Source organism: Plesiomonas sp. ISS29, assembly GCF_056522795.1.
Map to the genome: position 1 here is coordinate 442,182 of NZ_JAWRZQ010000001.1, position 14,174 is coordinate 456,355.

Here is a 14,174-nt window from a genome sequence, read left to right on the forward strand (position 1 = left end):
GTTATTTCGCCTTTATCTGCCGGATCAAGCCGCCACTTTCACACAGCCAGTACAGTAATTTAGCCAATAGCAAGCAGAGCCCGAATATAATCGAGAAAAATACTATCCGTGAGACAAACGAATCAAGCCCTTCACGGACTAAGACGATAATGGTGAAGACATTACCGAAACAGTAAGCTTGTAAAACTGCCGCTTTGTAGCGATTCGTTTCTGTTTTACCAGAACGATACAGCCAATCTAGCCATTTAATTAATAAACCAACTGCAACCGCGCCAAGAGGGATAAATAACACCCCCCCCATAATGACCAGCGAACCTATCAGTGTAGGTGAAATGGCCAATAAACCAGAAAAATACTCTAGAATATCCCATGTAAAATAGTTGGCGGTATTAATAACCAAACTCGGCCTATCAGGCCAGACAGAGGAAGGAATAAAAACATAAAAATCACGGATGATCGGAGCTAGCCCCTGAAAATCAATTTTATGGTAGTTTTCCAGTAACAACGCAAGATTTTGCCATGGCGAGAAAGTATCGCGGGTTAGATATAGGAAGGTATAAAATGCTTCTGACCCTGTCACATCCAAACTATAGCGTTTAAGTGCCAGCCAGAACATACCGACAATGCTACCAACACCGGCCACCAACAACATGCTAAGGGTGATATAACCGCGAATAATGCCGATAAACAAAAACAGGGCAAACGCGATAATAATATTGGCACGGGTGCCGCCGACAATCACGTAGGTCAGTATTCCAAAAGCCACCGTAGAAATTAAAAAGAAAATCCAGCCTTTAGTATCGGGTTTAAGAAAATAGACTACTAGCATAGCGGGAATAAAAAAGTAGAAGAACCGCTTTAATGCAACAGCTGATACTTCCTTTGAAAAGACTTGATTGTAACTTTGCAGTTTAAACAGTAAGAAGCCATTTTGCAGGAAGAAAACACCCACCGTAATGACGGCAACTAACATCAATAAAATCCATGTTAAATTTGCCTCTACACGATTCATACTAAGCCAGTTTCTTTGTGTCGCATGTTTTACTAAGCGTGTTTTATATACGACATAGTAGATCGCATAAAAACAAGTAGATGCCAGCATCGCATACATCAAAAACTCTGGCGGTTCAGTTTGCACATGAAACTGAAATGAGAGTAAACAGGTTAATGGAAAACCGAAATAAAAGGTCAGCAGATAGATCAGGGTAAAAAAGATATTGAAGTTAAAACGCTCACGGCGAAACTCCCGATAACCCAACGTCAGGATCAAGATAAGGGAGGCAACATAAACGACCAGCAGGCCGGAAAAATCCAACAGATTCATGCTTTTTCTCCTGACGAGAGTACCTGCTGCCCAGCGGCCAGCTGTAATGCCTGCTCCCAACCCTGAATATAGTTGGGGTTAAAAAAGCCGATATGCTGACGATCAAGTTCCCCTAATACGCTCTGTACTGTCTGTATCTGGGCAGAACTGATGGTTTCACCGCTAAATAATACCGGCACATGTTGCTCTTGCAGATCCTGTCCAAACGGGTTTTTACGGCTCAGCACAAAGGGAACACCGCTTTGAATCAGTAAGCACAGCGTGCCGATGCCTTGCTGACGCTCAAACAAAAAATAGCCCAGATCGCACTGCGCCAGTAGTTCAAGATAGGTGTTAAACGGGATTTGCTCAGTCAGCAGTGTGACCTGCCCGTTAGGGTAAAGGGTTTCCGCGCAGTGGCGAATTTCACTGATATAAGCCTCATTATTCGCCGGATAGCCTAGTGGGATCTGCACTCGAACCTGCTCGCCAAACTGCAGTTTAATCTCATGCAGTGCGTCAATGTGCCGGTTAGATCGGTCTCCTGAGTTACCAACCAGAATGTTCAGCGGTTCAGCAGGCATCCAGTGACGAACCCCACCCGTCAGAGCTGGATCCATTTTGGTAGGGAAATAGAGCAGTTGTTGCCCCACGTTAGGGTAACGCTGATGGTAGTAGTTTAAATCGCCTCGGGTAGCAAATACGCGCCCGACACGCCCCTGAGCAACTCGCCGCAAACGGTAGAATAACCGAAAACGCCAGTCGGTCGAGTCTTCATATAAATCAGCGCCCCAGATATGCCAACTCACCTGTTTTGGGCGAATAAACCCCACCAGCAGATAGAGCCACAGCAGAATATTAAACTGCCCGTGCAGGATAAAATGTGATTCCGGCTGACTATTAGCTTGCTGACGCAGCACCTGTGCAATCTGCTTTTTACTGGCAAAACAGCGGATATTCAGTTGAGGGAAGCGCTGTGTCAGCGCCGAATCACGGCTGACCACGTAAAACTCACGGGTCAGCTCGGGCGATGATAAACGTGGGCTGAGCACATCATTAAAGAAGCTCAGTACCGTTTGGTTATGGTGTGGGATATCTGATCCCAAAACATGGATTAAGGCTGTCATGCACGCTTTCGATAAATAAGAAAAGCCCCAACACAGAGGCAAAAATAGAGGATGTAAGTCAGCATATAAGCCTGAGCCGCACCCAGCGCGCCATGTATAGGTATGAGGATATAGGCCAATACGCTGAGCAACACAAACTGGCACACTTCCGCCAGTAAGTAGTAACGCAGTGCCGCTTTCGCCACGACCAAATAGCCAAATACATACGCGCCAACTTTAAAGACATCGCCGGTGAGCTGCCATGCAAACAGAGAGCGCATCGGGCGAAACTCTGCAGAAAACAGCAGCCAGATGGCAACATCGCGCAGTAAATAGACCGTCAGGCTGACGGCCGCAACAGCTGGCAACACAAACCGCAGCGAGCGGCCTATCTCGCGCACAATGGCATCTTTATCCTGTAAACGCGACAGCGTAGGCAGCAGATAAACCGAAAATGAAGCAGTGATAAATTGCAGATAGGCATCTGAAATTTTACTCACCCCTTGCCACATGCCTACGGCATCCCAACCATAACGGGCGGCCAGTAAATTTCGCAGCATCACATAAGCGGCAGGCAAAGTGACGGAGGTTATCAGCACCATCACGGTAAATTTCAGCAGATGGCTGGCAAAAAAACGATCCCATGTCGGGCGCAAATAGCCGAGCGGAATGGTTTTTCGTTTCAGCAATACCGTAGCTGCAGGGAGGACGGCAATGGCCGGCACAAGAGCGAGGCCAGCCAATGCCCCAGTATAGCCACCGAGCCAAAAACAGAGGCTGTAGGCCACTACGCCCAGTATGCTGCCACCAATGACTGCCAGCGCATTACCCATCGCATCACGCTGACCTTTGATGATGGCCAAAAATAAGTTGGCATAGGCAATGCCCATCTGAATAAGACCGACCGCCTGTACCACCGCCGTCATTTCACGGTGATCAAACAACAGTTGGCTGATAGGCCCAGCCGCACAAACAAAAATAACGGCCAGTAAAGTAGAAAATAGGGCAACAATGGCGGATGAGGTGCCAAGTAGCGCCCGTAAACGGACGCTGTCGTGTTGATACTCGGCCACATACTTGGTGACGCCATTAAAAATACCCGCACCAGAGAGCACCCCCAGTACGGTCACCATTGTCATAAAGTTACCGGCTTGCCCCACCCCTTGTGGGCCGAACGAGACCGCCAGTAACTTGACCACCAACAGCCCGACACCGATTTTTACCAGTGTAGAGGCGGCAGTCCAAACCGAAGCTTTAGCCAGTGACATAATCAGGCAAAAAAGTTCAGCAACGTTTGAATAACGGTGCGCTGTGTTAAATCATCCATGTTATAGAACAGGGGCAGACGCACTAAACGCTCGCTTTCAGCGGTGGTGAACTGATCTTGACCGTGGAACTGGCCAAATTTCTCTCCGGCAGGGCAAGCATGCAGAGGGATATAGTGGAAAACCGTCATGATTTCAGCCTCTTTCATGAAGCTGATAAAGGCACTACGATCATCCATATCACGCATTTTGATATAGAACATGTGTGCGTTGTGCGCGCAATCAGCCGGACAAGATGGCAGTGTAATACGGCCCGCATCCGCCAATGACTTGAGTGCGCTGTAGTAGGTATTCCATAACACCAAACGGCGCTGGTTGATCTGCTCAGCCGCCTCAAGTTGTGACCATAAATACGCAGCTTGCAGATCAGACATCAGATAGCTTGAACCGATATCCCGCCAAGTGTATTTATCCACTTGCCCACGGAAGAATTGGCTACGATTCGTGCCTTTTTCACGGATAACTTCAGCGCGATCGATCAGTGAAGGGTCATTAATCAGCGTCGCACCGCCCTCACCGCCTGCCGTGTAGTTTTTGGTTTCATGGAAGCTGTAACAACCGATATGGCCAATCGTACCCAGCGCGCGCCCTTTATAGGTCGACATAACACCCTGTGCGGCATCTTCAACCACCCACAGATCGTATTTGGCCGCCAGCGCCATGATGCTGTCCATTTCACAAGCCACACCGGCATAATGAACGGGAACAATCGCTTTGGTTTTCTCGGTTATCGCCGCTTCAATCTTGGTTTCATCAATATTCATGGTGTCAGGGCGCAAATCCACAAACACCACGGTTGCGCCACGCAGTACAAACGCATTTGCAGTAGAGACAAACGTGAAGCTTGGCATAATCACTTCATCGCCCGGCTGGATATCCAGCAAAATTGCAGCCATTTCCAATGATGCGGTGCAAGAAGGAGTCAGTAACACTTTGGCACTGCCAAAATGCTGCTCCATCCACTGCTGACAACGGCGGGTAAATGCGCCATCACCACACAGTTTTCCGCTGCCCATTGCAGCCTGCATATACTCCAATTCCGTGCCGACAACCGGCGGGGCATTAAACGGGATCATGGTTATCACCTGTAAAACCAGTAGGCAGTGTCCACAATGGTGGCACCGCTGCGAATATAAAGACGTAAAGCAGCCAGATTGCCAACTTGTGTTGCGATGCGCAAAGTCTGTATTCCGCGCGCCAAACACCAGTGCTGTGCTGCTAACATCAACTGCTGACCAACGCCACGCCCGCTGCAAGCAGGCATAGCGGCTAAAAGACCAATCCGAGCCTGCTGTTGGCCCAGATCACGCAACGTCACAAACCCTTCGATAACACCCTGTTGCTCTATCACCAAACAGGCATGGTCAAAACTGCCGCGCACACCGTTTTCTACCCAGCGAGCGTAAAAACGGCCACTGTCTTCCGGCTGATACCAAGGCGCACGAAAACGGCTGAGTGCAAAAGCCACCCGCGCCCCCCCTTGTAAGGCCGGAATATCGGCCTCACCGGCCAGCCGGTAGCGTGCACCCGCGGATACGGAATCAGCTAAATCCAGCGCCGGCAGAGGCATGGCTAAATCAACCTCACCTTCCACCAGCCGAAACCCCAGATCGGCAAGCCTATCAGCCAGATCAAGGCGATCTGCGGGGATCTTTGCCTGCGTCACCGCATAAGCGTGCAGAGCGTCGGTGCAAAGCGCAGGTGCCTGTTCAGAGAACTGCAACTTGGCGCTGGGTAAGCCGAAAAACGCCGACTCCCAGTCCAGAAACTCAATATTGGCGTGGACGGACATGAAGCAGTGTCTGCAAATACTGACCGTAACCGGTCTTGCTCAATTGTTGTGCAGTACGGGCGACTTGTTCATCCGTCATCCACCCGTTACGCCACGCAATCTCTTCTAAGCACGCCACTTTAAAACCTTGACGTTTCTCAACCGTTTGGACAAAAGTGCTCGCTTCAATCAGGCTATCGTGAGTACCGGTATCTAGCCATGCAAAACCGCGCCCTAGTAGCTCAACTTTTAGCTCGCCTTGTTGCAGATACATGTCGTTCAGGCTGGTTATCTCAAGCTCACCACGGGCGGAAGGTTTAACCTGCTTGGCCATTTCGACCACTCGGTTATCATAAAAATATAAGCCGGTCACCGCCCAGTTCGATTTGGGTTTCAGCGGTTTTTCTTCCACCGAGAGCGCATTGAAGTTGTCATCAAACTCCACCACACCAAAACGCTCAGGATCCATCACCTGATAACCAAATACGGTAGCTCCATTCGGGCGGGCAGCCACAGCTTTGAGCTTATCGCTGAAATACTGGCCAAAAAAGATGTTATCGCCCAATACCAAACATACGCTGTCATCACCGATAAACTCTTCACCAATGATAAACGCCTGCGCCAGCCCATCAGGGCTAGGCTGTACGGCATAACTCAGTTCAATACCAAAATCCTCACCATTACCCAGCAGACGCTCAAAGGCAGGCAGATCATCCGGTGTTGAGATAATCAAAATTTCGCGAATACCCGCCAGCATTAATACTGATAACGGATAGTAGATCATCGGTTTGTCATAAACCGGCAGCATCTGCTTAGAGACACCACGAGTAATCGGGTACAAACGCGTACCTGATCCGCCCGCCAGAATAATACCTTTCATCGGTTACTCCCCTAGGCCCAAACGCTCACCGGCATACGAGCCATCGAGTACTCGCTGCCACCAGTCAGTATTTGCCAGATACCACTGCACGGTTTTACGCATTCCGCTTTCAAAGGTCTCTTGCGGTAACCAGCCCAGTTCATCGGCAATCTTGCTAGCATCAATCGCGTAACGCAGATCGTGCCCCGGGCGATCTGCCACGTAGGTGATCAGATCGGTATATTTTTCTACACCGGTCGGTTTTTCTGGCACTAACTCTTCCAACAAGGCACACAAGGTCTGTACTACATCAATATTTTTGCGCTCATTGTGGCCGCCAATATTGTAGGTTTCACCGATCTGGCCTTGTGTTGCAACCAGCACCAGTGCGCGGGCATGATCTTCAACATACAGCCAATCTCGCACCTGATTTCCCTGCCCATATACCGGCAAAGGCTTGGCCGCCAGAGCATTCAAAATCATTAGGGGAATCAGTTTTTCAGGGAAGTGGTACGGCCCGTAGTTGTTTGAGCAGTTAGTGATAAGCGTTGGTAAACCATAGGTACGCAGCCACGCGCGCACCAGATGATCACTGGATGCTTTTGAAGCCGAGTACGGGCTGCTTGGCGCATACGGGGTCGTTTCTGTGAACAGATCATCACTGCCGTGCAGATCACCATAGACCTCATCGGTTGAGATATGGTGAAAACGAAACGCCGCTTTATTGGCAGGCTCAAGCGTATTCCAGTAACTTTTGGCCGCTTCGAGCATGTTATATGTGCCGATAATGTTGGTTTCAATAAAAGCTGCAGGGCCATCAATCGAACGATCAACATGGCTTTCTGCTGCCAAATGCATCACCACATCCGGCTGATAGGTGGCAAACACCCGATCAAGCTCACTGCGCTGACAAATATCGACCTGCTCAAAGGTATAACGGGCGTTATCCGCCACCAGCGCCAGTGATTCAAGATTTCCGGCATAGGTCAGCTTATCCAGATTAACGACCTGATAGTCAGTATCCTGAATAATGTGGCGCACCACGGCAGAGCCAATAAAACCGGCACCGCCAGTCACTAAAATTGTTTTCACCGCCAGACTCCTTTGGTATCAACCACCCAAGACTGCGCCACAGAATCGGCGGCAACGGCTTTAAACTGACGGTGATCAACCAGCAATACCAGTACATCAGCATCGGCCAGTGCTTGTTCAGTGCTGATAAGCTCCACCTGACCTTGCAGTTTTTTCGGCAAGGCTTCAACATTCGGCTCAACAGCCAACACACGGCCACTGTGCCACTGTGCAATCAGCTGGGTTATCTCAACCGCTGGGCTTTCGCGCAGATCATCAATATCTGGCTTAAACGCCAGACCCAGACAGGCGATACTGATATCTTGTGCCCGCTTACCGGTCGCGTTCAAGCATTCGGCCACTGCCAGCTTGGTTTTTTCGACCACCCAATGCGGTTTGCCATCGTTTACTTCACGGGCGGCACGGATTAAACGCGCCTCTTGTGGGTTTTGCGCCACAATAAACCACGGGTCAACCGCGATACAGTGGCCACCAACTCCGGGGCCTGGCTGCAAAATATTGACGCGCGGATGGCGGTTCGCCAAGCGGATTAGCTCCCACACGTTAATGTCTTGTTTATCACAGATAACTGACAGCTCATTGGCAAAGGCAATATTCACATCACGGAAGCTGTTTTCAGTCAACTTGCACATTTCGGCAGTCCGTGAGTTAGTGATTACACACTCACCTTGTACAAAGATCTTATACAGGCTGGCTGCGCGCTCAGAGCAGCGCGGAGTCATTCCGCCAATCACCCGATCATTTTGAATCAGCTCAACCATCACCTTGCCCGGCAGTACACGCTCAGGGCAGTAGGCAATGCTGATATCTGCCGCATCACCTGCTTGTGGCGGGAAGCTCAAGTCAGGGCGAGCAGCCATCAGCCACTGCGCCATTTGTTCTGTTGCGGTGACCGGTGAGGTGGACTCTAAAATAACCAGATCGCCTTTTTTCAGCACCGGAGCAATCGAGTTAGCCGCTGCTTCGACATACACCAGATCTGGCTCGTAATCGCCCTTAAACGGGGTAGGTACGGCAATTAAAAAGGCATCAGCCGCTTCCGGCGTGGTACTCGCACGCAAAAACTGCCCTTCGACCGCCTCTTTAACCACGCGGTCTAAATCAGGTTCGACAATGTGGATCTTGCCCTGATTAATGGTATCAACCGCATGCTGGTTAATATCGATACCGATTACTTTTTTCTTCGCAGACGCAAACGCTGCGGCTGTCGGTAGGCCAATATAGCCCAGACCTATCACAGAAATGGTTTCAAAGCTCATGGCGAGTCACCTGATTATTCATTAATGCATCAAGAATTCGTTGGCAGGCATGCCCGTCACCATACGGGTTATGGGCACGACTCATGCGATGGTATTCGTCGTTATCGCTCAGCAGACGTGAGACTTCAGCAACAATAGTCTCTACTTGTGTACCGACCAATCTGACCGTTCCGGCCGCAACCGCTTCAGGGCGCTCGGTGGTATCACGCAAGACTAAAACCGGTTTACCCAGTGAAGGGGCTTCTTCCTGAATACCGCCGGAGTCGGTCAGGATCAGGTAAGCACGGTGCATCAGGTAAACAAACGGCAGGTAGTCTTGTGGATCGATCAAAATCACATTATCGATACCGCTCAAAATACGGTTAACCGGTTCACGCACATTCGGGTTGAGGTGCATCGGGTAGACAATCTGTGCATCAGGGTGCTGACGGGCAATTTGCGCCAGCGCGGTACAGATCCGCTCAAAACCGTCACCAAAACTTTCCCGGCGGTGCCCGGTGACCAGAATCATCTTAGTATCTGCCCGTAAAAACGGATAGCGTGATTCAACACTGTGCAACAGTGCTGGGTCATTTAGCAGCTTATCTCGCACCCAAAACAGCGCATCAATCACGGTATTGCCGGTGACAAATATCTGCGGTTCAGGGATATGTTCTTGGCGTAAATTTTGGTGTGACGTTTCGGTTGGGGCGAAATGGTAGTGTGCCAGATGACCGGTCAGTTTACGGTTACCCTCTTCTGGCCACGGAGAGTAAAGGTTGCCGGTTCGCAGCCCCGCCTCAACATGTCCAACCGGAATTTGGTGGTAAAAGGCCGCTAAACTGGCTGCCATTGTGGTTGTTGTATCACCGTGAACCAGCACTACATCAGGCTGAAACTCATTGAGCACCGGCTTTAAGCCTTCGAGAATACGGCACGTAATCTCGGTTAACCCTTGGCCAGGACGCATGATATTCAGATCAAAATCGGGGGTGATCTCAAACAGCTTCAAGACCTGATCGAGCATCTCACGATGCTGCGCGGTGACACACACCTTCGCCTCAAATGCAGGATGCTCGGCCAAAGCATGAACTAGCGGTGCCATTTTAATGGCTTCAGGACGCGTACCGAAAACGGTCAACACTTTCACAGCAATACTCTTTATTTTGTTGTTTGGTCGCGCTATTTGACTAGCAGCACCTAAAAGTAGGGGGCAATATCATTGCCCCCAGCCCCGGTTTACTGGGCTGAAATACGACGAGCAATCACAATACCTGTTCCCGTCATAGCACCGATAAAGCCCCACAGGATAAATAAGAATACCCGGCGTGGTTTATCGCGCTTAACTGGCTCAACAGGGGTGCGCAAATAGCGGAATGTTTCGATGTTATTATCAAGTTTAGGTGTTATCGCCAAGCCTGCCAGCACCGCTTTATTCTGGGCATAATCCACATCAAAGTTGGCAGCCTGCAAGGTTTCGTTGGCCGTTTCATTTACCGCTTCGCTGTCAGCACGCTTGGCAGCATGGGTGTCAGCCGCAGCTTGCTTGCGCTGATATACCGCTTGTGCGACAGAGGTCTGACGCGCAACCAATGCTTTGACTGACTGCAAACGAGACTGCCAGCGGCCATCAAGGTTGGCGCGCAGAGCCACAATCGCCCGCGCATTTGCAAATGCAATATACTGCTTCAGCAATGTGCTGGCATCAGTGGCATTTTCAGCACTCAGACGAATGCTGTCGTAAGGGCTTTTTTTGTCGTCTTTGCCAGTAAAAATGATGTCGTCAATCAGATCATTGAGCAATTGACCATCAGCACTGGCATTTCCTTCCAAACGTGAGCGGTAATAGTCGGTTTGCAGCCAAAAATCGCGCCGTGTATCGTACGATCCGAGTTGCATACGCAGCTCTTCATACGCTTCATCTTGTACCGGCGGCAAAGTGACACTGGCGGTATCTTGGATATCCAGCCCGCGCAGATATTGCTGCAAAGAAAAATAGTTACCCAGCTGGCTGGTCAGCGGTTTGTCAGTGATTGCATTGGCGCTCCACTCCTGCTTAACCGCATAGGAATAAATCAGTGCCGCAGCCGCAAACAGGGCGGCAACACCAATAATCCATACTTTACCCAGCCACAATGTGCGGACTAATCCTCGGATATCGAGCTCATTATCCATGTTACTGCTCGTCTGTTCTGATACCTGCTTTATCACGGCGCTATAATCCTCAATGGCGCAAAAACCAGTAATCTTAAAAATGTCGTCCAAGCCATACTGTCAGCCGACGACGTACACGGCGAACAAACCGAGTGGCAACCCAAGCCCGGCTGATACAATATCCGTAAACCACAAAGGTCAGTAAAAACGCCAGTAGCATTACCCACTCGGGCCAGCGCATCCACTCACCAAAAATACCAAATCCTGCCAGTAACGCAGCAACACCGGTAATCACCAAAAATGCCTGACCAGAAGAGAAACCGGCACGCATCACCATGTGATGAATGTGCTGGCGATCAGGTGAAAATGGGCTGTGCCCTTTCTTTATCCGGCGATACGTAATGGTGATCATATCCATCAACGGGATCGCAATCACCCACAACGCGGTGACCGGATTGAGCGGGTGGTTCTGCCCTTGCGTACTTTGCAGCAGTAACCAGACCACGGTAAAACCAATCACCGTACTGCCTGCATCCCCCATAAAGACTTTAAATTTACGCCCCCACGGGATCCCCAGATTTAATAAAATATAGGGTAAGGTGGCGGCAATAATCGCAAAACACCACAGTGCCAGAGACCCTTGATTATCGAGTAAAAACAAAATCCCCAATGAACCAAAGGTGACACATGACAAACCACCCAGCAGACCGTCAATACCATCAACCATATTGAAGGCGTTAATGGCCGCCAATACCGCCAGTAACGTTAAGACATACCCCAGCGGGCCGAGCGTTAATTCCCAAGACCCCAGAATATTACCTAGGCTGTTAAGATGCAGCCCACCAATACTCATCATGATGATGGCAATTGCCGCCTGTACACAGGCCCGGATTTTTACGCTGACATCAAAACGATCATCAAGAATGCCGACAATCAATAAAATACCAGCACAAAATAAGTACAGACCCGGCTGGCTTAAATGCGACCAGTGCTGAATAAAGAAAAAAGCCATACCTGAAAATACTGATATACCGCCAACCAATGGAATAAAGCCATTGTGTAATTTGCGGTAATTCGGTTTATCCACCAGCCCAACTTTACGCGCCACTTTGCGCGCAATAAATAACGAGGCCAGTGAGAAAAGAAACACAAAAAGAAGATCACTACCCATCATGAGCACGTCACTGCGAAGAAGGTTCACCATCCATAGCCCTTGAATGAGGTGCTCACCTGCACCCTGTAAACTGGTATTAACGTATCAAGCTAACCTATAACCGAAACAGACTTGGCTGTGCAAGACAGTACCCATAATTACATCTATTACTGTTTGTGCCTGAGATCCGATACGGTCTGTAAATGCTTATCTACTGCCAGTAATCTTAACGCTATTTTTCAAATGAATAAACGCGTCGCCGATCAGCGACAAATTTATTGGCCTGAAAAAACAAAAGCGTCGCTAAATAGCGACGCTTTTAAGGTTATATCCAACAATATGCTTAAGAACGCTTCATCATGTCGAAGAATTCATCGTTGGTTTTGGTCATCGCCAATTTATTGATCAGGAACTCCATTGCATCAATTTCACCCATTGGGTGCAATATTTTGCGTAGGATCCACATTTTTTGCAGCTCTTCTGACGATGTCAGCAGCTCTTCACGGCGCGTACCAGAGCGATTGTAATCAATCGCAGGGAAAACACGCTTTTCGGCAATTTTGCGCGCAAGGTGCAGTTCCATGTTACCTGTACCTTTAAACTCTTCGTAGATCACTTCGTCCATCTTCGAGCCGGTATCAACCAGCGCGGTGGCAATAATGGTCAGGCTACCGCCCTCTTCTACGTTACGAGCCGCACCAAAGAAACGCTTTGGACGATGCAGGGCGTTAGCATCAACACCACCGGTCAACACTTTACCGGATGCCGGAACGACGGTGTTATACGCACGTGCCAGACGGGTAATCGAGTCAAGCAGGATAACCACATCTTTCTTATGTTCAACCAAACGCTTGGCCTTCTCGATCACCATTTCGGCAACCTGTACGTGGCGAGAAGCAGGCTCATCAAAGGTAGATGCCACCACTTCACCGTTTACCAGACGCTGCATCTCGGTCACTTCTTCCGGACGCTCGTCAATCAGCAGCACCATCAGCACACAATCAGGGTGATTTGCCGCAATGCTTTGGGCAATATTTTGCAGCAGCATGGTTTTACCCGCTTTTGGCGGAGCAACAATCAATGCACGCTGACCACAACCGATAGGTGATGCCAAATCAAGCACGCGCGCAGTCAGATCTTCGGTCGAACCGTTACCGCGTTCCATACGTAAACGACGATTAGCATGCAGTGGGGTTAAGTTTTCGAACAGGATCTTGTTGCGGGAGTTTTCTGGGCGGTCAAAGTTAACTTCGTTGACTTTCAGCAGGGCAAAATAGCGTTCACCCTCTTTTGGCGGTCGGATTTTACCTGCAATGGTATCACCGGTGCGTAAGTTGAAGCGACGAATTTGACTTGGAGAAACATAGATATCATCGGGGCCAGCAAGGTAAGAGCAATCAGCAGAACGGAGGAAACCAAACCCGTCTTGCAATATCTCTAGCACACCATCGCCAAAGATATCTTCGCCACTCTTGGCGTGCTGTTTCAAAATAGCAAAGATAATATCCTGCTTACGCATCCGAGCCATGTTTTCGAGGCCCATTGACTCACCAAGCGCTACAAGCTCGGAGACAGGTGTATTTTTCAGTTCGGTAAGATTCATAACGATGGGTTCTTGATAGTGAACTCGGGGATAAGCCAATCACGGGAATACTGGCTAACAGAACAGCCTGTTGGCATAGGCCAGCAATCAGTGGTAATTTAAGAAGAATTAGGTGCGTTTAAGCAGTAACAGTAAACTAGCATCAAATCAGAAATGCGTCTAGCAGTTGGTTAAATAAAATGCAGATTCCAACTGCTAGCCGCTATTTTAACTGAAATTTACTTAAATGTGTGCGTCTAAAAACTCTTTCAGTTGAGTTTTAGAGAGTGCGCCCACTTTCGTGGCTGCCACCGCACCATTTTTGAACAATAGCAGGGTTGGAATACCACGAATACCGTACTTTGGTGCGGTAGCCGCATTTTGATCAATGTTCAGTTTTGCGACTGTGACACGACCTTGGTATTCAGTCGCCACTTCATCCAAAATTGGGGCGATCATTTTGCACGGGCCACACCACTCAGCCCAGAAGTCTACCAGCACAGGGCCAGTGGCATTGATGACATCAGTTTCAAAGCTGCTATCGGTCAGTTGAACAATTTTATCGCTCATCTTTACTCCCAAATATTTATT

The 14,174-nt window shown here is 49.3% G+C and carries 13 protein-coding genes; all 13 read right to left on the reverse strand.

What is annotated here, in order from left to right:
- Nucleotide 1 precedes the first annotated feature (1 nt).
- Nucleotides 2–1,324 carry an ECA oligosaccharide polymerase gene (gene wzyE / locus AC1HDJ_RS01940; protein WP_479536832.1) on the reverse strand — a complete coding sequence of 441 codons (1,323 nt, stop codon included), beginning with the start codon at nucleotides 1,322–1,324 and terminating at the stop codon, nucleotides 2–4.
- A complete protein-coding gene (locus AC1HDJ_RS01945) occupies nucleotides 1,321–2,430 on the reverse strand; it encodes a TDP-N-acetylfucosamine:lipid II N-acetylfucosaminyltransferase (RefSeq protein ID WP_479536834.1) in 1,110 nt (369 codons plus the stop codon). The genes wzyE and AC1HDJ_RS01945 overlap by 4 nt, the downstream gene beginning before the upstream one ends.
- The gene (wzxE, locus tag AC1HDJ_RS01950; RefSeq protein ID WP_479536836.1) at nucleotides 2,427–3,677 is read right to left on the reverse strand and encodes a lipid III flippase WzxE; all 1,251 of its coding nucleotides are present in this window, start codon (nucleotides 3,675–3,677) and stop codon (nucleotides 2,427–2,429) included. Before wzxE ends, AC1HDJ_RS01945 begins: the two co-directional genes overlap by 4 nt.
- Before the next feature lie 2 nt (nucleotides 3,678–3,679).
- Nucleotides 3,680–4,810 carry a dTDP-4-amino-4,6-dideoxygalactose transaminase gene (rffA, locus tag AC1HDJ_RS01955; protein WP_479536838.1) on the reverse strand — a complete coding sequence of 377 codons (1,131 nt, stop codon included), beginning with the start codon at nucleotides 4,808–4,810 and terminating at the stop codon, nucleotides 3,680–3,682.
- Nucleotides 4,811–4,815: 5 nt separating this feature from the next.
- A complete protein-coding gene (gene rffC, locus AC1HDJ_RS01960) occupies nucleotides 4,816–5,526 on the reverse strand; it encodes a dTDP-4-amino-4,6-dideoxy-D-galactose acyltransferase (RefSeq protein WP_479536840.1) in 711 nt (236 codons plus the stop codon).
- On the reverse strand, nucleotides 5,504–6,385 hold the full coding sequence (rfbA, locus tag AC1HDJ_RS01965) for a glucose-1-phosphate thymidylyltransferase RfbA (protein WP_438622730.1): 882 nt from the start codon (nucleotides 6,383–6,385) through the stop codon (nucleotides 5,504–5,506). The genes rffC and rfbA overlap by 23 nt, the downstream gene beginning before the upstream one ends.
- Before the next feature lie 3 nt (nucleotides 6,386–6,388).
- Nucleotides 6,389–7,456, reverse strand: coding sequence for a dTDP-glucose 4,6-dehydratase (gene rffG, locus AC1HDJ_RS01970; protein ID WP_479536843.1), 1,068 nt, complete (start codon nucleotides 7,454–7,456; stop codon nucleotides 6,389–6,391).
- Nucleotides 7,453–8,715 carry a UDP-N-acetyl-D-mannosamine dehydrogenase gene (wecC, locus tag AC1HDJ_RS01975; protein WP_479536845.1) on the reverse strand — a complete coding sequence of 421 codons (1,263 nt, stop codon included), beginning with the start codon at nucleotides 8,713–8,715 and terminating at the stop codon, nucleotides 7,453–7,455. Before wecC ends, rffG begins: the two co-directional genes overlap by 4 nt.
- A complete protein-coding gene (wecB, locus tag AC1HDJ_RS01980; RefSeq protein ID WP_479536847.1) occupies nucleotides 8,705–9,844 on the reverse strand; it encodes a non-hydrolyzing UDP-N-acetylglucosamine 2-epimerase in 1,140 nt (379 codons plus the stop codon). The genes wecC and wecB overlap by 11 nt, the downstream gene beginning before the upstream one ends.
- Nucleotides 9,845–9,933: 89 nt before the next feature.
- Complete coding sequence (locus AC1HDJ_RS01985; protein ID WP_479536849.1) at nucleotides 9,934–10,869, reverse strand: Wzz/FepE/Etk N-terminal domain-containing protein; 936 nt, start codon at nucleotides 10,867–10,869, stop codon at nucleotides 9,934–9,936.
- Nucleotides 10,870–10,942: 73 nt separating this feature from the next.
- Nucleotides 10,943–12,019 (reverse strand): UDP-N-acetylglucosamine--undecaprenyl-phosphate N-acetylglucosaminephosphotransferase, encoded by a 1,077-nt coding sequence (wecA, locus tag AC1HDJ_RS01990; protein ID WP_479537199.1) that lies wholly within the window; start codon nucleotides 12,017–12,019, stop codon nucleotides 10,943–10,945.
- A 325-nt stretch (nucleotides 12,020–12,344) separates the two neighbouring features.
- Nucleotides 12,345–13,604, reverse strand: coding sequence for a transcription termination factor Rho (rho, locus tag AC1HDJ_RS01995; protein WP_438622735.1), 1,260 nt, complete (start codon nucleotides 13,602–13,604; stop codon nucleotides 12,345–12,347).
- Between the two features lie 222 nt (nucleotides 13,605–13,826).
- Nucleotides 13,827–14,153: a thioredoxin TrxA gene (gene trxA / locus AC1HDJ_RS02000; RefSeq protein WP_479536852.1), complete on the reverse strand. Its 327-nt coding sequence runs from the start codon at nucleotides 14,151–14,153 to the stop codon at nucleotides 13,827–13,829.
- Nucleotides 14,154–14,174 lie beyond the last annotated feature (21 nt).